The organism is Kitasatospora phosalacinea, assembly GCF_000717185.1.
Taxonomy (GTDB): Bacteria; Actinomycetota; Actinomycetes; order Streptomycetales; family Streptomycetaceae; genus Kitasatospora; species Kitasatospora phosalacinea_A.
In genome coordinates, this window is sequence record NZ_JNYE01000021.1 from 20,116 (window position 1) to 38,713 (window position 18,598).

Genomic DNA, 18,598 nt, shown 5'->3' on the forward strand with positions numbered 1-18,598 from the left:
CCCGGCAGCGAGCCCGAACACGGGCCTGCCGCCGGGCCGTCCGCCCGCCCGCCCGGTGCGGGGTCGTCAGGGGGTGACGACCGGGAACGCCGGGTCGGACTCGTCCAGGACCGCGAACAGCCGGTCCAGCACGGCCGGGTCGCCGCTGAGGTCGATCCCGTCCCGGCCCTTTCCGGCCAGCAGGGCGAACAGCTGCGGCTTGGTGAGGGTGGCGGTGAGGTCGGCCGGGCCCTGGTCCCGGGTGACCTCGCCGTGCACCAGCACGCCGTTGTGCAGCGTCGCCCGGTGGGTGGTGCCGAGGTCGGTGAACTTCCAGACGGTGCTGAGCCGTTCGCCCCAGGCCGCGGGGCCGTTGACCCGGATCGCCAGCGAGTCGAAGACCTGGTCGACGGTGAGCGCCCCGGCGAAGTTGCCCGCCCCGAACGGCATCGCCTTCGGCGGGTTGCGCAGCTCCAGCGCGCCCATCAGGTAGCAGTTGCGCCAGGTGGCGTTCTCCGCGCCGTACCCGAGCCGTTCGAAGACCTGCGCCAGCTGCTCCTTGGCCTCCCCGTCCTCCGGGTCGGCGAACACCGCGTGCTTGAGCAGTTGGGCGGCGAACCGCAGGTCACCGGCGTCGGCGTACTCCCGGGCCTTGGCGAGGACGGCGTCCTGGCCGCCGATGCAGTCGACGTAGCGCTTGGCGCTCGCGGTCGGCGGGTGCTCCCACAGCGAGGCCGGGTTGCCGTCGTACCAGCCCATGTAGCGCTGGTAGACGGCCTTCACGTTGTGGCTGACCGAGCCGTAGTAGCCGCGGGCGTGCCAGGCGGAGGCCAGCGCGGGCGGGAGTTCCAGCTGCTCGGCGATCTCCGGGCCGGTGAGGCCCTGGTTGAGCAGCCGCAGGGTCTGGTCGTGCAGGTAGCCGTACAGGTCGCGCTGCTCGGAGAGGAAGCGGGTGAGCCGCTCGGTGCCCCAGGTCGGCCAGTGGTGCGAGGCGAACACCACGTCGGAGTCGGCGGCGAACAGGTCGATCGCCTCGGTGAGGTAGCGCGACCAGATCCGGGCGTCGCGGACCACCGCGCCGCGCAGGGTCAGGATGTTGTGCAGGTTGTGGGTGGCGTTCTCGGCCATGCACAGGGCGCGGCGCTCGGGCAGGAAGAAGTTCAGCTCGGACGGCGCCTCGGTGCCGGGCGTCAGCTGGAAGCGGAACAGCACCCCGTCGAGCCGCTCCTCCTGCCCGGTGCGCGTGACGTCGAGGGTGGCGGGCCGCAGGCTCGGGGTGCCGTGCGAGGCGGTGTGGCCGAGGCCCATGCCGACCAGCCCGGTCGGACCGGCCGGGAGGTCGCCGCCGGAGTAGTAGTCGCCGCGCCGCAGCATCGCGGTGCCCGCGTACACGTTCTCGGCGACCGAGTGCTCCAGGAACCCGGACGGGGCGACGATCGGGACGTCCGCGCCCTCGGCCAGGACGCCGTCCACGCCGCCGAAGTGGTCGATGTGCGAGTGGGTGAACAGCACGGCGGTGACCGGGCGTTCGCCGCGGTGCTTCCGGTAGAGCGCCAGGCCGGCCGCCGCGCACTCGGCGGACACCAGCGGGTCGACCACCACCAGCCCGCGCTCGCCCTCGATCAGCGTCATGTTCGACAGGTCGAAGCCGCGGATCTGGTAGACGCCCTCGGTGACCTCGAACAGCCCGGCGCGGGCGGTCAGTTGGGACTGCCGCCAGAGGCTGGGGTGGACGGTGTCGGGGCACTCCCCGGCCAGGAAGTCGGTGGCCCGGAAGTCCCACGCGACCCGCCCGTCCGCGGTGGTGACGGTGTCGGTGTCGGGCGGGGCGACCAGTCCGCGGTCGGCGTCCTCGAAGTCGGTGCGGTCGGAGTAGTCCAGCTGGTCGTGGTGGGTCACCGTGGCGCCTCCCGGATCGCGGGCCGCACCCGCGCCGCTCGCGGGCGGACCCTCCCCCAGCCTCCGCCGCCGCACCCCGCCCCGGCCCGGGCTGCTGCTCCGAACCGGTGAACGGGCCGCGCCCGGGTTGTCCACAGGCCTGTGGACAACCCGGGCGCCCCGCTCAGGCGTCGAAGTCGTACTCCAGGATGTACGAGGCCGAGTCGAGCACCATCTCGTTGACCTCCACCGCCTGCCCGTCCTCGGCGAACGCGATCCGGTGCACCAGGAACACCGGCGTCCCGGGTGCCAGCGCCAGCCGCTCCGCCTCGTCCCCCAGCGGCATCCGGGAGCGGATCTGCTCCTGGAAGTGCACCGGCTTGTGGCCCAGTTCGGCGAGCCGGGCGTACGTGCCGCCGGGGCCGGTGTCCGGGTCGGTGATCCGGCTGCCCGCGACCAGCGCGGCCGGCAGGTACGAGTCGGAGAGCAGCACCGGCTTGCCGTCCAGCACGAAGCGGCGGCTGCGCACGCAGGCGGGCTCGCCCGCCTTGAGGCCCAGCACGGCGGCGATCTGCTCGGGCGCCTCCCGCTCGGCGACGCTCAGCTGGTCCACCGCCAGCTCGCGGGAGGCTATGTCGGCCGACCAGACCGAGGCGCCGCCGCCCCACGTCCGGCCGGACAGCCGCTGGATGCCGCGGCGCCGTATCGGCCGGAACTCCCGGACGAACACGCCCACGCCCCGGCGGGCCTCCGCTATCCCCTCGCCCTGCAGCACCCCGAGCGCCTGACGGGCCGTCATCCTGGCCACGCCGTACGTCGCCATCAGGTCGTTCTCGCCGGGGAGCCGGTCGCCGGGGCGGTAGCGGCCGGCGTCGATCTCGCGCTTGAGGTCCTCGGCGATCCGCTGGTACTTGGGCTGCGTGGCGCGTGGGTGACTGGTCATGGCGGCGGACTTCCTTCCCCTCTTCTCTAGACATCCTACGCAGGGGCGGTCCCTGACGCATTGACATCTCTAGAGATTTCAGCTTGTCTAGAGATGTTGGGATCTGACATACCCTCATATCGGCTGCCGAGTCTCCGCCCATCGGGCGAAACCGCGTGAGGAGCCCGCCATGTCCGTCCACCGTCGATGGTTCTCACTGCCCCGCGAGCCCGCCACCGTCGCCGCCGGACGCCGCCGGGTCCGCGACCTCCTCACCGCCTGGAACACCCCCCTGGACGAGGACACCCGCTTCGCCCTCGACCTCGTCACCTCCGAACTCCTCGGCAACGCCGTCCGCCACGCCACCGGGGACGCCGTCACCGTCGGCGTCCACGCCGACCCGCTGCACCACCGCGCCGTCATCGAGGTCTACGACTCCTCCCCCGCCGTCCCCGTCCCCGGCCGCCCCGCCGACGACGAGGAGTCCGGCCGCGGCCTGCTCCTGATCGCCGAACTCGCCCTCGCCCACGGCGTGGTGCGCAAGCGCGGCGGCAAGTGGGTCTGGGCCGAGATCGCCCTCCCCGGCGCCGCCGCCCGCCCGGCCGAGGGCACCGCGTCCCGCCCGGCCGGGGGCACCGCCGACGACCCCCCGCCGCACGGGGCCCCGCACGGCGGGGTCGCGCCCTGGGCGATGACCTGCCACTGAACGGGGCGGTCAGGCCGTCAGCACCCGGTGCAGCTCCGCCGTGCCGCGCCCCAGCGACCGCGCCGCCAGCCAGGCCGCCGCGCCCGCGCCGTCCCCGGCCGGGCGGAGCGGGGCGTCGGGCCAGCGGGCCGCGAGCAGCGGGCGCAGCCGGGCGGCGAGCGGGGTCGGGGAGCTGAGCAGACCGCCGGCCAGCACGACCGGCAGCGCGGAACCGCGCGGGCGGAGCAACGAGAGCGTGTCGAGCAGGTGGTCGGCGGCCCGGGCGACCAGGGCGAGCGCCGCGGGGTCGCCGAGCCCGGCCTGCTCCAGGACGACGGGGGCGAGCCGGGCCAGCCGGGCCGGGGCCTGCGCGTGGACGGCCGCGATCAGCGTCGAACGGGGGTCCTCGCCCGGGCCGTCCGGGCCGGCCAGCGCCGCGGCGACCGCCGCGTCCAGGCCGGTCAGCGGCACCTCCCGGTCGATGGCGGTGAGGACGCCGGAGACGGCCTCCCGACCGAGCCAGACACCCGAGCCGCGGTCGCCCAGCAGCCAGCCGTGCCCGTCCGCGGTGCGGCGCAGCTCGTGGCCGAGGACCTCGGCGGCCATCCCGCCCGTCCCGCTGAGCACCACGTGGCCGTCCGCCGCGGAGCTGCCCGCGGCGTGCGCCAGCAGGACGTCGCTCACCAGCACCGGGGGCGCGCCCAGCCCGAGACCGTCCCAGAGCGGCCCGAAGTCCGGCTGCACCACCAGCCCGCCCGCGAGCCCGAGCACCCCCGCCACCACCCGCCCCGGGTCCACCCCGGCCAGCGCGGCCCGCACCGCGTCCCCGATCTCCTTCGCCGCGGCCTCCGCCCCGTGCGCGACCGGGTTCCCCCCGCCGCCGCGCGCCCGCCCGACCACCCGCCCGTCCAGCCCCGCGACCAGGACACGCGTACTGGTGCCCCCGACGTCCAGCCCGAGCACCAAGTCCGCACCGGTCACCACACACCTCCGGGCCCCATGCTCCCACCTGCCGGGGGCGGCCGAGGGCCCGGAGCGCCCCCGAATTCGCTACCGCCCGGGCGTCCGACGAGTCAGCATGACGGGGTGGAAGACGTGCCGAAGAAGCAGATCAGGGCCCGCTACGACGACGAGACGGTGACGGTCTACCAGGCGTTCCGGCCGGAGATCGCGGAGCCCGCCGTCGCGGAGGGCCGGTTCCCGGCGGCGTTCTCGCTGGAGCGGATGACGTGGGTGAAGCCCTCGTTCCGCTGGCTGATGCACCGCAGCGACTGGGCCCGGAGCGAGGGGCAGGAGCGGGTGCTGGGGGTGGTGGTCCGGCGGGAGGGGTTCGACGCCGCGCTGGGGGCGGCGGTGCTGAGTGCGTACGAGCGCGGGGTGCACGCCTCGCGGGCGCAGTGGCAGCGGGAGTTGCGGCGCAGTGCGGCCCGGGTGCAGTGGGACCCGGAGCGCGACCTGCAGTTGCGGCCGCTGGCGCACCGTTCGCTGCAGCTGGGCCTGGGCGGGGAGCTGGTGCGGCGCTACGCGGAGGAGTGGCTGGTGCGGATCGAGGACCTGACGCCGCTGGCCCGCGCGCTGCACGCCTCGCGGGAGCCCGGGCTGCTGCCGCCGGAGCGGCCGTACCCGGTGCCCGCGGGCGCGGCCGCCCGGCTCGGGCTGTCCTGACCGGCCGACGCGACCGAGCCGCCGCCCGCACCTCGTCAGGAGGGTGCGGACGGCGGCTCGGTCGACCAGGGGGCTCGCGTCAGCCGACGTTGGCGCAGGAGTTGCCGAACGCGGGGTTCAGGGCGCCGATGACGTCCACCGAGTTGCCGCACAGGTTGACCGGGATGTGCACCGGGACCTGGATCTCGTTGCCGGAGGCGACACCGGGGGAACCGGCGGCGACACCCTCGGCGCCGCTGCTCGCCATGGCGGAGCCCGCACCGGCGGCGACGATGCCCACGACAGCGGCGCCGACGGCGGCGGCCTTCTTGATGCTCATTGAGTCTCCTCGATAAATCAGATCTTCCAATTGCCGCGCCGGGGGCTGCCGGTAGGAAGCACACGGGACGTGCACCAGGCCAACGAAGCCGCCCGGGCACAGTTGCGCACGCGCCCGAACAATCACCCACTCGGCGTAATACGCCGCATTCGGGTGATCGGCGGATCCGCCCGTTTCCCCGGCTGCGCCGGCTCGTTCTTCCTCACGAACACCGCTCCACAGGCAGCCCCGTGCCGCCCTGGACGCGCCGCGAAGCGACCGCTCCCCGCCGTGAGTGAGCAGTCGCGGGCGCACCCCGACGCGGCGCGTGTCGCCCAAGCCACGGGCGACACGAGGGTGTTGGGCCGCGTGAGTGACATTCACGGCGCATCCGGAAAACCGCGGGCGATGATGCCAATCGCCCGGCACCCGACCATCCACAGTCGGGCAGAACGTGAGGAAGAAAGCTATGCGCAACTTCAAGAAGGCCGCGGTCCTGTCCGTCGCCGCCGCCGGCCTGGTCCTCGGCTCGGCCGGTCTGGCCAACGCCTCCGCGGGCGCCGAGGGCGTCGCCGCCGGCTCCCCCGGCGTGCTCTCCGGCAACCTGATCCAGGTGCCGGTGCACGTCCCGGTCAACGTCTGCGGCAACACCGTCAACGTCATCGGCCTGCTGAACCCGGCGTTCGGCAACCACTGCGCCAACGTCGGCTGAACTGCCTGACGCAGCGCCCGCGCCGCACCGCACGCCCGTCGTGCGGTGCGGCGCACCAACTCCCTGTGTGATCTAGGAGATCAACCCCCATGCAGAACGTGAAGAAGGCCGCCGTCCTGTCGGCCGCCGCCGCCGGCCTGGTGCTCGGCTCGGCCGGTCTGGCCAACGCCTCGGCCGGCGCCGAGGGCGTCGCCGCCAACTCCCCCGGCGTGCTCTCCGGCAACGCCGTGCAGGTGCCGGTGCACGTCCCGGTGAACGTCTGCGGCAACTCGATCAACGTGATCGGCCTGCTGAACCCCGCGTTCGGCAACTCCTGCGCCAACATCGACGCCCCGGTCGTCGAGGAGCCCCCGGCGCCGCCGGTCGGCGACGACTGCTGAACAGCCCCCGGCTGATCGGCACCCCCGTGCAGACCGCCCCCCGGCCCAGCGGCCGGGGGGCCGCTCGCGTTCCGCCCCGGAGCCCCGCTCCACTCACCCCGTAAGGATTGGCCGATGTCCCGGAAGACCACCGGCGCCGTGGCCGCGCTCGGCGCCGCGATGCTGCTCGGCGGCGTCACCGCCCAGGCCGCGCACGCCGAGACCGAAACGCTCGGCGGGCTCCCCGCGCCCACCACCCACCTGCAGGACACCGACGCCCAGCAGGCCGTCGGCGGCACCACCAGCGCGCTGGGCTACGCGATCGCCCCGGTGAAGGAACTGCGGCTCGACCCGTGGGCCGGCTCCGGCGCGGACGTGCTCAACAACGGCGTCGCGGTCGTGCCCGACAACGGCGTCGCGCCGGTCGGCACCGCCCCGCTGACCGCCCCGCTGTCCGGCGGCGGCGGCGCGGAGGACCTCCCGCTGGCCGGACCGCTGCTCGGCGTGCTGCCGGGCTGAGACCGGACGCGCGTACGGCCCGGGCCCCCCGCGAGGGGGCCCGGGCCGTACGCGCGTCGGGCTGCCGTCAGACCCGGGCCTGGTCCAGCGAGCCGGTGAGGGTGCCCACCGGGTCGGCCTGGTCGAGCATCTCGCCGGTGGTGGCGGTGGTGGTGGCGGTCAGGTTCCGCAGCGAGTCGGTGACCGAGATCTGGTCCTGCTCGCCGCCGAGCGAGGCGCTCGCCCCGGGGACGGCCTGCACCGGCGCGGTGACCAGGTGCGGGTCGACCTTGTCCAGGGTCAGCGCGGCTTCGGTGAGCTGGCCGCTCTGGCCCTCCACGAAGGAGACCGGCTGGCCGAGGCCGACCGCCGGGCCGGCCAGGTTGAGCGGGGCGGCCGGGGCGTCCAGGCCGAGGGTGCCCAGCTCGGCGCCGCGGTCGACCTGGGGCAGCGGCAGCGCGGCGCCCAGCGAGGGGCCCGCCTTGCCGCCGTTGATCGCGGGCAGCACGTGGTCCGGGATCGGCCGGGTGGGGCTCTGCCCGGTCTCGGTGGGCGGCATCAGCGGCGAGGTCGGGATCCCGCCGTGGACCTCGCCGCCGTCCGGCAGCAGCGGGAGCGGGGCGGTCGCGGCGCTGAGCGGAATGCTGAACGGCACCTCCTGGGTGGCCAGGCCGTTCTCGATCGCGGCCACCTCGGCCGGGGTCTTCGGGGCCGCCTGGGCCACGCCCTGGGTCGCCGCCACGCCGGCACCGACCGCCAGCAGCAGGGCGCCGGTCGCCCGCTTGGAGAGCTTCATCGTGTTCGCCGTTCGTTCGGGAAACTGGTTCGAGTACTTGGTGGGCACCCTGGCGAACGATCCAGTTCCCCCGCGGATAGCGGGAGTTAACCGGAACGGCTGAATAATCCGATCTCCGCATCGTCGACAATCCGACCGGCGCGCGGGGAAACCGGTGATCGCTGACGAATTTCCGGCAGACCCCGTAACTTTCCGAGTCGCCATTCTTTGATCCCGACGACGACGGGGCAGCACCCCTCGAACGGCATTTCAGAGAGGTATCTCCACCATGCTCAAGAAGACTTTCGCTACCGTCGGCCTGGCCGCCGCCGCGCTGGCCGCGGTGTCCACCCCCGCCGTCGCCATCGGCAACGCGGACGGTTCGGCCGGGTCGATCCAGGGCAACGGCGGCACCAACGCCACCGGCACCTGGGGCAACAACAGCCCGAACTTCCACTTCGCCGACAACCCGAACCTGTGCCTCCCGGAGATCCACAACATCGGCGTCGCGGTGCTCGGCGTGGCCGTTCCGGTCGAGGTCGACGCGCTCAACAACCAGCCCAAGCAGACCTGCGTGGTCGGCCAGGGCACCCTCGGCAGCGGCGACGGCGGCGTCTCCCACCTGGTCGGCTGACCCACCGTCACTGCCCCCGGCGCGGAGCCCCACGCTCCGCGCGGCACGACCCGCCGGTTCCGCTCCCCCGGGCCGGCGGTGGGGCCGGGCGTGAGCCACGCCCCGGCCCACTGCTCCACTCCATCAGATCCGAAAAGGAAAACCCAATGATCAAGAAGGCTCTCGCCGCCGCCGGTGTCGCCGCCGCCGGTCTCGCCACGATCGCCTCCCCGGCGATGGCCATCGGCGACGCGGACGGCGCCGCCACCTCGGTCCAGGGCAACGGCGGCACCAACGCCACTGGCACCTCGGGCAACCACAGCCCGAACTTCCACACCCTGGACAACCCGAACCTCTGCCTCCCCGAGGTCCACAACATCGCCGTCGCCGTCATCGGCGTCGCGGTGCCGATCGAGGCCGACGTCCTGGACAACGAGCCGTCGCAGACCTGCGTCGTGGGCCAGAACACCGTGGGCAGCGGCGACGGTGGCGTCTCCCACCTGATCGGCTGACCTCCGGTCGCAACCGGCCGCCGGGTCCGGGGGGAGCGATCCCCGCGGGCCCGGCGGTTCCACGTCTCCGGCCGCTCCCGGAAACCCGTTCGTCTGCGGCGCGATCGGGTGATCGGAGCACCGGTGGGCGCGTGCAGCGCCGAACCAGCCGCACCCCTGTGTTGACGTAGAGACGTACCACCTGACGCAGAGAGGAACTTCCCCATGAAGAGCAAGCTGGGCAAGGCCGTCATCACCTCGGTCGCCGCGCTCGCCCTGGCCGGCATCGCCGCCCCCGCCTACGCGCACGTCGCCGTCGGCGGCGGCTTCGAGGGCGTGGCCACCGCCGACGAGCCCTTCGTCGCCGGCCACTGGGCGGGCTTCGCCGAGACCTCCCACATCTTCACCGCGGGCGGCGGCTACGGCTGGGCCACCGACACCGCCGTCGGCGGCGGCGAGGGCGGCATCGTCGCGATCGACTGACGCCTCACCGACGACGGAGGGCGTGGTGGCCGTTCGCGGCCGCCACGCCCTTCGTGCTGCCCGCCTCGATTTTCCGTTATGCCAATTGACACCAGTGGAAAACCTGACCTACCGTCAACGCCCGTGGAGGAGAAGCGCGGCCGCGGCAGGCCCAGGAAGGACCCGGAGAAGCTGGCCCGCTGGGTACCGCCGGAGGGCTGGTCCCGGCTGGTGGCCTGGGTGTCGCCGGAGGAGAAGAAGGCGCTGAAGCGGGTCGCCGTGGAGGCGGAGGTGTCGGTCGCGGACCTGGTCCGCGCGCTGGCCGCCGGTCTGGCCGCGGGGACGGTCACGCCGGAGGAGCTCGTCGGTCAGGTACGGAGGGGGATGGCGACCATGGAGAAGATCCCGACGCTGTTCGAGCGGGACGCCGGCTTCCGGGTGGTGGACCGCCCGCGCGCCGAGTGCGCCTGGGTGTTCGCCGGTGAGGGCACGGCGACCGAGAAGCTGGACGGCACGAACGTCCGGCTGACCGTCCGCTCGGGGCGGCTGGTGCGGGTGGAGAAGCGCCGCAACCCGAGCGCCGCGCAGAAGAAGCTGGGCATCGTCGACGGCTGGTACGTCGACACCGCGGAGGACGCCGCCGAGGACAAGTGGATCCTGGCCGCCGCGCGGGGCACCGACGTGGACGGCTGGCCGGACGGGGAGCACCCGTGCGAGGCGCTGGGGCCGCGGATCCAGGGCAACCCGCTGGGGCTGGACGCCCACCTGTGCCTGCCGTTCGACCGCGAGGCGCCGGTGTACGAGGAGGTCCCGCGCAGCTACCGGGGCCTGCGGGAGCACCTGGCGGAGCTGGAGAGCCGGTTCGCGCCGGGCGCGCTCGCCGAGGGCATCGTCTTCCACCACCCGGACGGGCGGCGCGCCAAGATCAAGCGGAAGGACTTCCCCGAGTCCGCCCGACCCCGGCGCGCCTGACGACCCGTCAGCGCAGCATGCCCGCGGCCTCGACCGCCCAGTAGGTGAGGATCTGCTCGGCGCCGGCCCGGCGGATCGAGGTGAGGGTCTCCAGGATGGTGCGCTCGCGCTCGATCCAGCCGTTGGCCGCGGCGGCCTCGACCATCGCGTACTCGCCGGAGACCTGGTACGCGGCGACCGGCACCGGGGAGGCGTCGGCGATCTGGCGGACGATGTCCAGGTAGGACATCGCGGGCTTGACCATCACCAGGTCGGCGCCCTCGGCGACGTCCTGGGCCAGCTCGCGCAGCGACTCGCGGGCGTTGGCCGGGTCCTGCTGGTAGGTCTTGCGGTCGCCCTTGAGGGAGGAGCCGACGGCCTCCCGGAACGGGCCGAAGAACGCGGAGGCGTACTTGGCGGTGTAGGCGAGGATGCCGGTGTCCTGGTGCCCGGCGGCGTCCAGCGCCGCGCGGATCACCGCGACCTGGCCGTCCATCATCCCGGACGGGCCGACCAGGTGGACGCCCGCGTCGGCCTGGACCACGGCCATCTCGGCGTAGCGCTCCAGGGTGGCGTCGTTGTCGACCGAGCCGTCGGCGGCGAGCACGCCGCAGTGGCCGTGGTCGGTGAACTCGTCCAGGCACAGGTCGGACATCACCACCAGCTCGTCGCCGACCTCGGAGACCACGTCGCGGACGGCGAGCTGCAGGATGCCCTCGGGGTCGGTGCCCGCGGTGCCGGTGGCGTCCTGCACCGCGGGGACGCCGAACAGCATGATGCCGCCGATCCCGGCCTCGGCGGCCTCGACGGCGGCCCGGCGCAGGGTGTCGCGGGTGTGCTGGACGACGCCCGGCATCGAGCCGATCGGCCGGGGCTCGGTGATGCCCTCGCGGACGAAGGCGGGCAGGATCAGCTCGGCCGGGTGCAGCCGGGTCTCGGCGACCAGGCGGCGCATCGCCGGGGTGGTGCGCAGGCGGCGCGGACGGACGGACGGGAATTCGGCGGACACTTCGAAGGCTCCCTGAGTCACGGAAGAACGCGCCGGGGGGAGGCCCGTCGGCCTCCCCCCGGCGTGCGGGTCAGCGCGCCTTGCGGCGCGAGCCGGGGCGGCGTTCGCTCGGCCGGTAGACCGGCTCGCCCGCCGCGGTGGCGGCGTCCCGGCGGTTGGCCCCGAAGTCGGCGAGCGCCTGGGCGAGCGCCGACGCGGACGGGGCCGGGGCCATCACGTCGACCCGCAGGCCGTGCTCCTCCGCCGTCTTGGCGGTGGCCGGGCCGATGCAGGCGATGACGGTCACGTTGTGCGGCTTGCCCGCGATGCCGACCAGGTTGCGGACGGTCGAGGACGAGGTGAACAGCACCGCGTCGAAACCGCCGCCCTTGATCGCCTCCCGGGTCTCGGCCGGCGGCGGCGAGGCGCGCACCGTGCGGTACGCGGTCACGTCGTCGACCTCCCAGCCGAGCTCGACCAGGCCCGCCACCAGGGTCTCGGTGGCGATGTCGGCGCGCGGCAGCAGCACCCGGTCGATCGGGTCGAACACCGGGTCGTACGGCGGCCAGTCCTCCAGCAGCCCGGCCGCGGACTGCTCGCCGGAGGGCACCAGGTCGGGCTTGACGCCGAAGTCGACCAGCGCCTGCGCGGTGGTCTCGCCGACCGCCGCGACCTTGATGCCCGCGAACGCCCGGGCGTCCAGGCCGTACTCCTCGAACTTCTCCCGGACGGCCTTGACGGCGTTGACCGAGGTGAAGGCGATCCACTCGTAGCGTCCGGTGACCAGGCCCTTGATGGCCCGCTCCATCTGCTGCGGGGTGCGCGGCGGCTCGACCGCGATGGTCGGCACCTCCTGCGGCACCGCGCCGTACGAGCGCAGCTGCTCGGACAGGCCGTGGGCCTGCTCCTTGGTGCGCGGGACGAGGACGTTCCAGCCGAACAGCGGCTTGGTCTCGAACCACGAGTGCGAGGCGCGGTGGGCGACCTGCTCGCCCACCACGGCTATCACCGAGGTCGCCGGGTCCACCGGGGCGGAGACCGGCGAGGGCAGCACCCGGGCGGCCTTCAGGTCGGCGGCGATGGCGGCCAGCGTGGAGGTGAAGGTGCGCTGCCGGGTGGTGGTGCCCGACAGCGTCGCGGAGAGCGCCGCGTCGGGCTTGCGGCCGTGCGCCACCAGGGAGTTGGCGGTCGCGGGCAGCTGGCCCAGGGTGGTGCGCACCACCAGGGTGGTCTCCGGCGCGCCCAGGTCGACGACCTGCCCGGCCAGCAGCGCCTCGGCGTCCACGAAGCGGACGTCCGCGCCCTGGCCGCCGCGCAGCGGGACGCCCGCGTAGGCGGGCACGCCCACCGACTGGGCGACGCCCGGGACGACCTCGAACGGCACGCCGGCCTTGGCGCAGTACAGCATCTCCTGGGCGGCGCAGCCGTCCAGGCCGGGGTCGCCGTCCACGGTGCGGACCAGGTGGCGCCCGGCCTTGACCGCGTCGGCGGCCAGGTCGGCGAGCTCCCTGCCCGCGTCGGCCGGGTCGATGACCTGGACGCCGCTGGGGCAGTGGGTGCGGACCGCGGCGGCGGTCAGCGGGTCGGCGATCAGCACGTCGGCGGTGCCGAGCACGTCGACGGCGCGCAGGGTGAGCAGCCCGGGGTCGCCGGGGCCGGCGCCGAGGAAGGTGCAGCGCCCTGCGGGCGGGTGGAATCCGGCGGCGGTCATCGGGCGCGCTCCCCCATCAGGTCGGCCGCTCCGGTGTCGAGCAGCCGGGTGGCCAGGGCGCGGCCCAGGGCCGCGGCCTGCTCCTCGGCGGTCTCGTCGGGGACGAGCGGGCCGTTGGCGGACATCTTGAGCAGTTCGGCGCCGTCGGTGGTGCCGACCACGCCGTCCAGGCGCAGTTCGGTGCCCGCCCAGGTCGCCAGTGCGGCGACCGGGGCGGAGCAGCCGGCCTCCAGGGTGGCGAGCAGGGCGCGTTCGGCGACCACGGCGGCCCGGGTGGGGCGGTGGTCGAGCCGGGCCAGGACGGCGGCCAGGGTCGGGTCGACGCACTCGACGGCAAGCGCGCCCTGCCCGGGGGCGGGCAGCATCAGCCCGGGGTCGAGGTGCTCGGTGATCTCGGCGGAGCGGCCGAGCCGGTTGAGTCCGGCGGTGGCCAGCACCACGGCGTCGAGCTCGCCGGAGGTGACGTAGTGGATCCGAGTGTCGACGTTGCCGCGGATCGGCACGGTCTCCAGGTCGGCGCCGCGGGCCCGGGCCCAGGCGTTCAGCTGGGCCATCCGGCGCGGGGAGCCGGTGCCGACCCGGACGGTGCGGCCGGCGCTCCTGGCGACCAGCTCGGCCAACGTCAGGCCGTCGCGGGCGACCAGCGCGTCCCGGACGTCCTCGCGCTCGGGGACGGCGGCCAGCAGCAGCCCGGCGGGGGCGGCGGTGGGCAGGTCCTTGAGCGAGTGGACGGCCAGGTCGATGCGGCCCTCCAGCAGGGCGTCGCGCAGCGCGGAGACGAACACCCCGGTGCCGCCGATCTGGGCCAGCGACTCGCGGGAGACGTCCCCGTAGGTGGTGATCTCGACCAGCTCCACCCGGCGGCCGGTGACCTTGGCCACCTCCTCCGCGACCATGCCCGACTGGGCCGTGGCGAGGGCGCTGCGGCGGGTGCCGAGGCGCAGCGGCGTCACTGTCTCTGGACCATTCATGAGGTGATCGTCCTGGTCGTGCTGGGGGGCTGACGGGGTGTTCATCTGGTGGCTCCGGCGGGCGGGGCGGTGGCTCCGGCGGGCGGGGCGAGGGCGGCCTGGGCGGCGGGGACGCCGCCCGGCGGGATCGAGGACCCCGCCTGGGCACCGATCGGGGTGCCGGAGACAGCGTGCACTGCCGCGGGGTCCAAGTCGAACAGTTCGCGCAGGGCCTCCGCGTAGGAGGCCCCGCCGGGTTCGGCGGCGAGCTGCTTGACCTTGACGGTCGGGGCGTGCAGCAGTTTGTCGACCACCCGGCGCACGGTCTGCGAGATCTCCGCGCTGGAGCGCTCGTCCAGGTCGGGCAGCCGGGATGCGAGGCGGGCGAGCTCGCTGCTGACCACCTCGGAGGCCATGGCGCGCAGGGCGACCACGGTCGGGGCGATCCGGGCGGCGCGCTGCGCCTGGCCGAAGGCGGTGACCTCGTCCGCGACGATGGTGGCGACGGCGTCCACGTCGCCCGCGCCGGGGGTGGCGGCGTGCGCGTGCGACAGGCTCTCCAGGTCGACCAGCAGGGCGCCGTCGAGCTCGCGGACGGCGTGGTCGACGTCCCGGGGCATGGCCAGGTCGAGGAAGGCGAGGGGTTCTTCAGCGGTCCGGGCGGCGACGGCGGCGGCGACCTCGGGGGCGTCGATCACGGTGCCGGCCGCGCCGGTGCAGGAGATCACCAGGTCGACGTCGGCGAGCGCCTGCGGGACCTTCGCGAGTTCCAGGGTGCGGGCGGCGCCGCCGAGGATCTCCACCAGCCGCTCGGCGCGGGCCGGGGTGCGGTTGGCGACCAGCAGGTCGGTGACGCCGGAGCGGGCCAGGGTGGCGGCGGCCAGCGAGCTCATCGAGCCCGCGCCGACCACCAGGGCGCGCTTGCCCGCGATCGGGCCGGCCCCGGCGGCGACCTGCTCCAGGCCGAAGGTGACCAGCGACTGCCCGGCCCTGTCGATGCCGGTCTCGCTGTGCGCGCGCTTGCCGACCCGCAGGGCCTGCTGGAACAGCTCGTTCAGGCCGCGGCCCGCGGTGTGCTCCTCCTGCGCCTTGGCCAGGGCGTCGCGCAGCTGGCCGAGGATCTGGCCCTCGCCGACGACCATCGAGTCCAGGCCGCAGGCCACCGAGAACAGGTGGTGGACGGCGCGGTCCTCGTAGTGCACGTACAGGTGGGGGGTGAGCTCGTCCAGGTCGACGCCGCTGTGCCCGGCGAGCAGCTGGGACAGCTCGGCGACGCCCGCGTGGAACTTGTCCACGTCGGCGTACAGCTCGATCCGGTTGCAGGTGTTGACCAGCGCGGCCTCGCCGACGGTCGCCGAGGCGGCCGCCTCGTGCAGCACCCGGGTCGGGCTGTCGCCGGTGAGCGCGGCGCGCTCCAGCACGCCGACCGGCGCGGTCCGGTGGCTCAGACCGACTACCAGAAGACTCATGCCCCCACCTCGTCGTGACGGATGTTCGTGCTCACGCCGGCATCACCGCGGACAGGTCGTCGTCCGGGCCGCCCTGGGCGGCGGGCGCGGCCTTCGGCTGCGCGGCCTTCGGCTGGGCGGTCTTCGCCTGCTCGGCCTTGCCGCCGCCGGCGGCCCGGCGCAGCTTGGCGGCGGCGGCGCGGACCGGCCCGGGGGCGCGGTCGAGCACCGAGTCGCCCGCGGACGGCTCGTCGCCGGCCTTGCGCTGCTCGTGGAAGGCGAGGATCTGCAGCTCTATCGACAGGTCGACCTTGCGCACGTCCACCCCGTCCGGCACGGTCAGCACGGTCGGGGCGAAGTTCAGGATGCTGGTCACGCCCGCCTCCACCAGCCGGTCGCAGACCTGCTGGGCGGCACCGGGCGGGGTGGTGATCACGCCGATGGAGACGTGCTGGGTGGCGACGATCTCCTCCAGCTCGTCCATGTGCCGCACGGGCAGGCCCGCTGCGGTACTGCCGACCACGTTCGGGTCGGCGTCCAGCAGCGCGGCTACCCGGAAGCCCCGGGAGGCGAAACCGCCGTAGTTGGCGAGGGCGTGGCCCAGGTTGCCGATGCCGACGATGACGACCGGCCAGTCCTGGGTGAGGCCCAGCTCGCGGGAGATCTGGTAGACGAGGTACTCCACGTCGTACCCGACGCCGCGGGTGCCGTAGGAGCCCAGGTAGGAGAAGTCCTTGCGGAGCTTCGCGGAGTTCACCCCGGCGGCGGCGGCCAGCTCCTCGGAGGAGACGGTCGGGACGGAGCGCTCGGAGAGCGCGGTGAGCGCCCGCAGGTAGAGCGGGAGGCGGGCGACGGTCGCCTCGGGGATGCCCCGCGCGCGCGAGGGTCGGCGCGCGGCGCCGGGGTCGGGCGTCTGCGAACTGCTGGGTGAGGGTCGGCCGATTGCCACGTTGCTCCTGCGGGTGAAGCTGGGCTTGGACCGCCAGGCTATGCGTTTGTGAACGTGTGCACAAAGATGGTGTCCGATTTGTCCCCGAACAGTGACACGCATCACTCGTAACCCGCCGAACCGATCAGCACCCGCGGGCCCTCCACCCCGGCCGGCCACGGCCCCAGCGGCGCCACCCGGCGCAGCAGCGGGACGTCCTCCCTGGAGCGCTCCGAGCGGGCCGGGCCCAGCCGCGGCCACGGCACCACCGGCTGCGCGGGCGGCGGCACCTCGGTGCAGCCCGTCCGGCGGCAGTGCCGCAGCAGCTCCACCGTCGCCAGCGCGTCCCCCAGCGCGGTGTGCGCCGGGAACCAGCCCAGGCCGGCCGCGTCCACGCACGCGGACAGGCCGAAGCCGCCCGCCTCCGGCAGCATCCGGCGGGCCATCCGCATCGTGCACAGCAGCGGCACCGGCGGCAGCGCCACCCCGATGCGCGCGAACTCCCGCTCCAGGAACGCCCGGTCGCAGGTCACGTGGTGGCCGACCAGCACCCGGCCGGCCAGCAGCTCCAGCAGCCAGGGCGCGATCTGCCGGAACCGCGGCGCCCCGAGGACGTCGCCCTGCGCTATCCCGTGCACGTGCGTCGGCCCGACCGGGCCGCCCGGGTCCACCAGGGTGGCGAACTCGCGCTCGACCCGCAGCCCGGCGTCCAGCTGCACCACGGCGACCTCGACCACCCGGTGGCGCCAGGGGCTACGACCGGTGGCCTCGACGTCGACGACGGCGTAGCCGTTCATCGCGCCCTCCTCTTGCACAGCCCCCGGCGGACACGGAAACCGTTCGATCGTAAGCCGAGAAGTCAGCGGATTCCTAGGGCGATCTTGATCGAACGTTCACGAAGCACCGGTGGCGCGGGGGCCGGGTCAGCCGCCCAGCGCCTTGCGCAGCCGGGCCTCGTCGACCCGCCAGAAGTCGTGCTGGCGGCCGTCGACCAGGGTCACCGGGATCTGCTCGGCGTACTGCTCGTACAGGGCCGGGTCCGCCAGGACGTCCTTCTCCTCGAAGGCGGCGCCCAGGTCGGCGGTGACCCGGAGGATGACCTCCCGGGCGTCCTCGCACAGGTGGCAGCCGGGCTTGCCGATCAGGGTCACGGTGGTGTCGGCGGGGTTCTTCTTCGCGCGTCGCAGCAGGCTCACGGGTTCATTGTGCCGCCGCGCGTTCACCGCCCCGGCACTGCGCGGACACGGGGTCGGTCGGCCGCGCTGACTATGCTCGTCGCATGGCCGCGCTGCGAAGGCTCACCCAGTCAAGGCGTTCCACCGACGACCGGACCGCCCTGGCGGGCGAGGCCGCGGCCGACGCCGCCGAGGGCCGGCTCGCGCCGGACGGCACGGGGGCCCCGGCGGGCCCGAACGGCCCGGGGGCGCCGGAGGGCGACCACACGCCGGTGCCCGGGGACGTCCGGGCGGCCGCGTTCTTCGACTGCGACAACACCATCCTGCGCGGCGCCGCGATCTTCTACCTCGGGGTCGGCCTGTACCGGCGGCGCTTCTTCTCCCGCCGCGACCTGGCCCGCTTCGCCTGGCAGCAGGCCGCGTTCCGGCTGCGCGGCGCCGAGAACCCCGACCACATCGCCGACGCCCGGGACAGCGCGCTCGGCCTGGTCGCGGGCAAGCGCACCGCGGACCTGGAGCAGATCTGCGAGGAGATCTTCGAACCGGTGCTGGCCGAGAAGGTCTGGCCCGGCACCCGGGCGCTGGTGCAGATGCACCTGGACGCCGGGCAGCGGGTCTGGCTGGTCACCGCCGCGCCGCAGGAGGTGGCCCGGCTGATCGCCCGCCGCCTGGGCATGACCGGCGCGCTCGGCACCGTCGCGGAGACCCGGGACGGCGAGTACACCGGCCGCCTGGTCGGCGGGATGCTGCACGGCCCGGCGAAGGCCGCCGCGGTGCAGGCGCTGGCCCGCCGCGAGCAGCTGGACCTGGCGCGCTGCGCGGCGTTCAGCGACTCCGCCAACGACATCCCGATGCTGAGCCTGGTCGGCCACCCGTACGTGATCAACCCGGACGGGGCGCTGCGGCGGCACGCGCGGGCGATGGGCTGGCGGGTGCGCGACTTCCGGACCGGGCGGAAGGCGGCCCGGATCGGCGTCCCGGCGGCGGCCGGGCTCGGCGTGCTGGCCGGGGCGGCCGCGGCGGCGGTCGCGGTGCACCGGCGGCAGCGGGCCTGACGCCCGCCCCGGCCGGGCCGTCAACCCCACGCCGCCGACACGCCCTCCCAAGGGT

Annotated in this window: 22 protein-coding genes; 10 read left to right on the forward strand and 12 right to left on the reverse strand. The window is 74.6% G+C overall.

The window, feature by feature from the left end:
* Positions 1-66: 66 nt before the first annotated feature.
* Together OO57_RS11525 and OO57_RS11530 are read right to left on the reverse strand one after the other, a co-directional pair.
* A complete protein-coding gene (locus tag OO57_RS11525) occupies positions 67-1,878 on the reverse strand; it encodes an alkyl/aryl-sulfatase (protein ID WP_033252286.1) in 1,812 nt (603 codons plus the stop codon).
* A gap of 163 nt (positions 1,879-2,041) precedes the next feature.
* Positions 2,042-2,800 (reverse strand): GntR family transcriptional regulator, encoded by a 759-nt coding sequence (locus OO57_RS11530; RefSeq protein WP_033252287.1) that lies wholly within the window; start codon positions 2,798-2,800, stop codon positions 2,042-2,044.
* A gap of 169 nt (positions 2,801-2,969) precedes the next feature.
* Between OO57_RS11530 and OO57_RS11535 the strand changes: the two genes are divergently transcribed.
* The gene (locus OO57_RS11535) at positions 2,970-3,485 is read left to right on the forward strand and encodes an ATP-binding protein (RefSeq protein WP_051777278.1); all 516 of its coding nucleotides are present in this window, start codon (positions 2,970-2,972) and stop codon (positions 3,483-3,485) included.
* A 9-nt stretch (positions 3,486-3,494) separates the two neighbouring features.
* On the opposite strand, the gene OO57_RS11540 is transcribed toward OO57_RS11535, so the two are convergent.
* A complete protein-coding gene (locus tag OO57_RS11540; RefSeq protein ID WP_033252288.1) occupies positions 3,495-4,445 on the reverse strand; it encodes an N-acetylglucosamine kinase in 951 nt (316 codons plus the stop codon).
* A 105-nt stretch (positions 4,446-4,550) separates the two neighbouring features.
* Here OO57_RS11540 and OO57_RS11545 point away from each other — a divergent pair, with 105 nt between their 5' ends.
* Positions 4,551-5,129: a DUF4291 domain-containing protein gene (locus OO57_RS11545; protein WP_033252289.1), complete on the forward strand. Its 579-nt coding sequence runs from the start codon at positions 4,551-4,553 to the stop codon at positions 5,127-5,129.
* Positions 5,130-5,208: 79 nt separating this feature from the next.
* Here the strand turns inward: OO57_RS11545 and OO57_RS11550 are convergent, their stop codons facing one another.
* Positions 5,209-5,448: a chaplin gene (locus OO57_RS11550; RefSeq protein WP_033252290.1), complete on the reverse strand. Its 240-nt coding sequence runs from the start codon at positions 5,446-5,448 to the stop codon at positions 5,209-5,211.
* 448 nt (positions 5,449-5,896) lie between these two features.
* Between OO57_RS11550 and OO57_RS11555 the strand changes: the two genes are divergently transcribed.
* The 3 genes from OO57_RS11555 to OO57_RS39360 all read left to right on the forward strand — a co-directional run bounded on the left by OO57_RS11555 (position 5,897) and on the right by OO57_RS39360 (position 7,017).
* Positions 5,897-6,139, forward strand: coding sequence for a chaplin (locus tag OO57_RS11555; RefSeq protein ID WP_033252291.1), 243 nt, complete (start codon positions 5,897-5,899; stop codon positions 6,137-6,139).
* Positions 6,140-6,228: 89 nt separating this feature from the next.
* Positions 6,229-6,519: a chaplin gene (locus OO57_RS11560; protein ID WP_033252292.1), complete on the forward strand. Its 291-nt coding sequence runs from the start codon at positions 6,229-6,231 to the stop codon at positions 6,517-6,519.
* A gap of 114 nt (positions 6,520-6,633) precedes the next feature.
* Complete coding sequence (locus OO57_RS39360; protein ID WP_051777281.1) at positions 6,634-7,017, forward strand: hypothetical protein; 384 nt, start codon at positions 6,634-6,636, stop codon at positions 7,015-7,017.
* A 67-nt stretch (positions 7,018-7,084) separates the two neighbouring features.
* Here OO57_RS39360 and OO57_RS43750 read toward each other — a convergent pair whose 3' ends face one another.
* Positions 7,085-7,792 (reverse strand): hypothetical protein, encoded by a 708-nt coding sequence (locus OO57_RS43750; RefSeq protein ID WP_051777282.1) that lies wholly within the window; start codon positions 7,790-7,792, stop codon positions 7,085-7,087.
* A gap of 268 nt (positions 7,793-8,060) precedes the next feature.
* Between OO57_RS43750 and OO57_RS11575 the strand changes: the two genes are divergently transcribed.
* From OO57_RS11575 to OO57_RS11590, 4 genes are all read left to right on the forward strand, one after another.
* A complete protein-coding gene (locus OO57_RS11575; protein WP_014136472.1) occupies positions 8,061-8,405 on the forward strand; it encodes a hypothetical protein in 345 nt (114 codons plus the stop codon).
* Between the two features lie 146 nt (positions 8,406-8,551).
* Positions 8,552-8,896, forward strand: a complete 345-nt coding sequence (locus OO57_RS11580) for a hypothetical protein (protein ID WP_033252293.1) — start codon at positions 8,552-8,554, stop codon at positions 8,894-8,896.
* A 204-nt stretch (positions 8,897-9,100) separates the two neighbouring features.
* Positions 9,101-9,358, forward strand: a complete 258-nt coding sequence (locus OO57_RS11585; RefSeq protein ID WP_033252294.1) for a hypothetical protein — start codon at positions 9,101-9,103, stop codon at positions 9,356-9,358.
* A 123-nt stretch (positions 9,359-9,481) separates the two neighbouring features.
* Positions 9,482-10,309 (forward strand): RNA ligase family protein, encoded by an 828-nt coding sequence (locus tag OO57_RS11590; protein ID WP_234337314.1) that lies wholly within the window; start codon positions 9,482-9,484, stop codon positions 10,307-10,309.
* A gap of 7 nt (positions 10,310-10,316) precedes the next feature.
* Here OO57_RS11590 and hemB read toward each other — a convergent pair whose 3' ends face one another.
* The 7 genes from hemB to OO57_RS11625 form a co-directional block, all read right to left on the reverse strand.
* Complete coding sequence (hemB, locus tag OO57_RS11595) at positions 10,317-11,297, reverse strand: porphobilinogen synthase (protein WP_033252295.1); 981 nt, start codon at positions 11,295-11,297, stop codon at positions 10,317-10,319.
* A 70-nt stretch (positions 11,298-11,367) separates the two neighbouring features.
* Positions 11,368-12,987, reverse strand: coding sequence for a uroporphyrinogen-III synthase (locus OO57_RS11600; RefSeq protein WP_033252296.1), 1,620 nt, complete (start codon positions 12,985-12,987; stop codon positions 11,368-11,370).
* Complete coding sequence (gene hemC, locus OO57_RS11605) at positions 12,984-13,958, reverse strand: hydroxymethylbilane synthase (protein ID WP_033252336.1); 975 nt, start codon at positions 13,956-13,958, stop codon at positions 12,984-12,986. Before hemC ends, OO57_RS11600 begins: the two co-directional genes overlap by 4 nt.
* A 41-nt stretch (positions 13,959-13,999) precedes the next feature.
* Positions 14,000-15,406 (reverse strand): glutamyl-tRNA reductase, encoded by a 1,407-nt coding sequence (locus tag OO57_RS11610; protein ID WP_033252297.1) that lies wholly within the window; start codon positions 15,404-15,406, stop codon positions 14,000-14,002.
* Positions 15,407-15,437: 31 nt separating this feature from the next.
* Entirely contained in the window at positions 15,438-16,328 is an 891-nt protein-coding gene (locus tag OO57_RS11615) for a redox-sensing transcriptional repressor Rex (RefSeq protein WP_051777300.1), read from the reverse strand.
* 107 nt (positions 16,329-16,435) lie between these two features.
* Positions 16,436-17,110 carry a 3'-5' exonuclease gene (locus OO57_RS11620; protein WP_033252299.1) on the reverse strand — a complete coding sequence of 225 codons (675 nt, stop codon included), beginning with the start codon at positions 17,108-17,110 and terminating at the stop codon, positions 16,436-16,438.
* 126 nt (positions 17,111-17,236) lie between these two features.
* The gene (locus OO57_RS11625) at positions 17,237-17,503 is read right to left on the reverse strand and encodes a glutaredoxin family protein (protein ID WP_033252337.1); all 267 of its coding nucleotides are present in this window, start codon (positions 17,501-17,503) and stop codon (positions 17,237-17,239) included.
* 89 nt (positions 17,504-17,592) lie between these two features.
* Here OO57_RS11625 and OO57_RS11630 point away from each other — a divergent pair, with 89 nt between their 5' ends.
* Positions 17,593-18,543, forward strand: coding sequence for an HAD family hydrolase (locus OO57_RS11630; protein ID WP_033252300.1), 951 nt, complete (start codon positions 17,593-17,595; stop codon positions 18,541-18,543).
* Positions 18,544-18,598: the final 55 nt, after the last annotated feature.

Bases quoted from the DNA above. Each gene is read 5' to 3' on its own strand.
- OO57_RS11585 (WP_033252294.1), top strand. From the start codon at position 9,101: ATGAAGAGCAAGCTGGGCAAGGCCGTCATCACCTCGGTCGCCGCGCTC.
- OO57_RS11575 (WP_014136472.1), top strand. From the start codon at position 8,061: ATGCTCAAGAAGACTTTCGCTACCGTCGGCCTGGCCGCCGCCGCGCTG.
- OO57_RS11555 (WP_033252291.1), top strand. From the start codon at position 5,897: ATGCGCAACTTCAAGAAGGCCGCGGTCCTGTCCGTCGCCGCCGCCGGC.
- OO57_RS11550 (WP_033252290.1), bottom strand. From the start codon at position 5,448: ATGAGCATCAAGAAGGCCGCCGCCGTCGGCGCCGCTGTCGTGGGCATC.
- OO57_RS11630 (WP_033252300.1), top strand. From the start codon at position 17,593: ATGGCCGCGCTGCGAAGGCTCACCCAGTCAAGGCGTTCCACCGACGAC.
- hemC (WP_033252336.1), bottom strand. From the start codon at position 13,958: ATGAATGGTCCAGAGACAGTGACGCCGCTGCGCCTCGGCACCCGCCGC.
- OO57_RS43750 (WP_051777282.1), bottom strand. From the start codon at position 7,792: ATGAAGCTCTCCAAGCGGGCGACCGGCGCCCTGCTGCTGGCGGTCGGT.
- OO57_RS11620 (WP_033252299.1), bottom strand. From the start codon at position 17,110: ATGAACGGCTACGCCGTCGTCGACGTCGAGGCCACCGGTCGTAGCCCC.
- OO57_RS11535 (WP_051777278.1), top strand. From the start codon at position 2,970: ATGTCCGTCCACCGTCGATGGTTCTCACTGCCCCGCGAGCCCGCCACC.
- OO57_RS11560 (WP_033252292.1), top strand. From the start codon at position 6,229: ATGCAGAACGTGAAGAAGGCCGCCGTCCTGTCGGCCGCCGCCGCCGGC.
- OO57_RS11600 (WP_033252296.1), bottom strand. From the start codon at position 12,987: ATGACCGCCGCCGGATTCCACCCGCCCGCAGGGCGCTGCACCTTCCTC.
- OO57_RS11610 (WP_033252297.1), bottom strand. From the start codon at position 15,406: ATGAGTCTTCTGGTAGTCGGTCTGAGCCACCGGACCGCGCCGGTCGGC.
- OO57_RS39360 (WP_051777281.1), top strand. From the start codon at position 6,634: ATGTCCCGGAAGACCACCGGCGCCGTGGCCGCGCTCGGCGCCGCGATG.
- OO57_RS11530 (WP_033252287.1), bottom strand. From the start codon at position 2,800: ATGACCAGTCACCCACGCGCCACGCAGCCCAAGTACCAGCGGATCGCC.
- OO57_RS11580 (WP_033252293.1), top strand. From the start codon at position 8,552: ATGATCAAGAAGGCTCTCGCCGCCGCCGGTGTCGCCGCCGCCGGTCTC.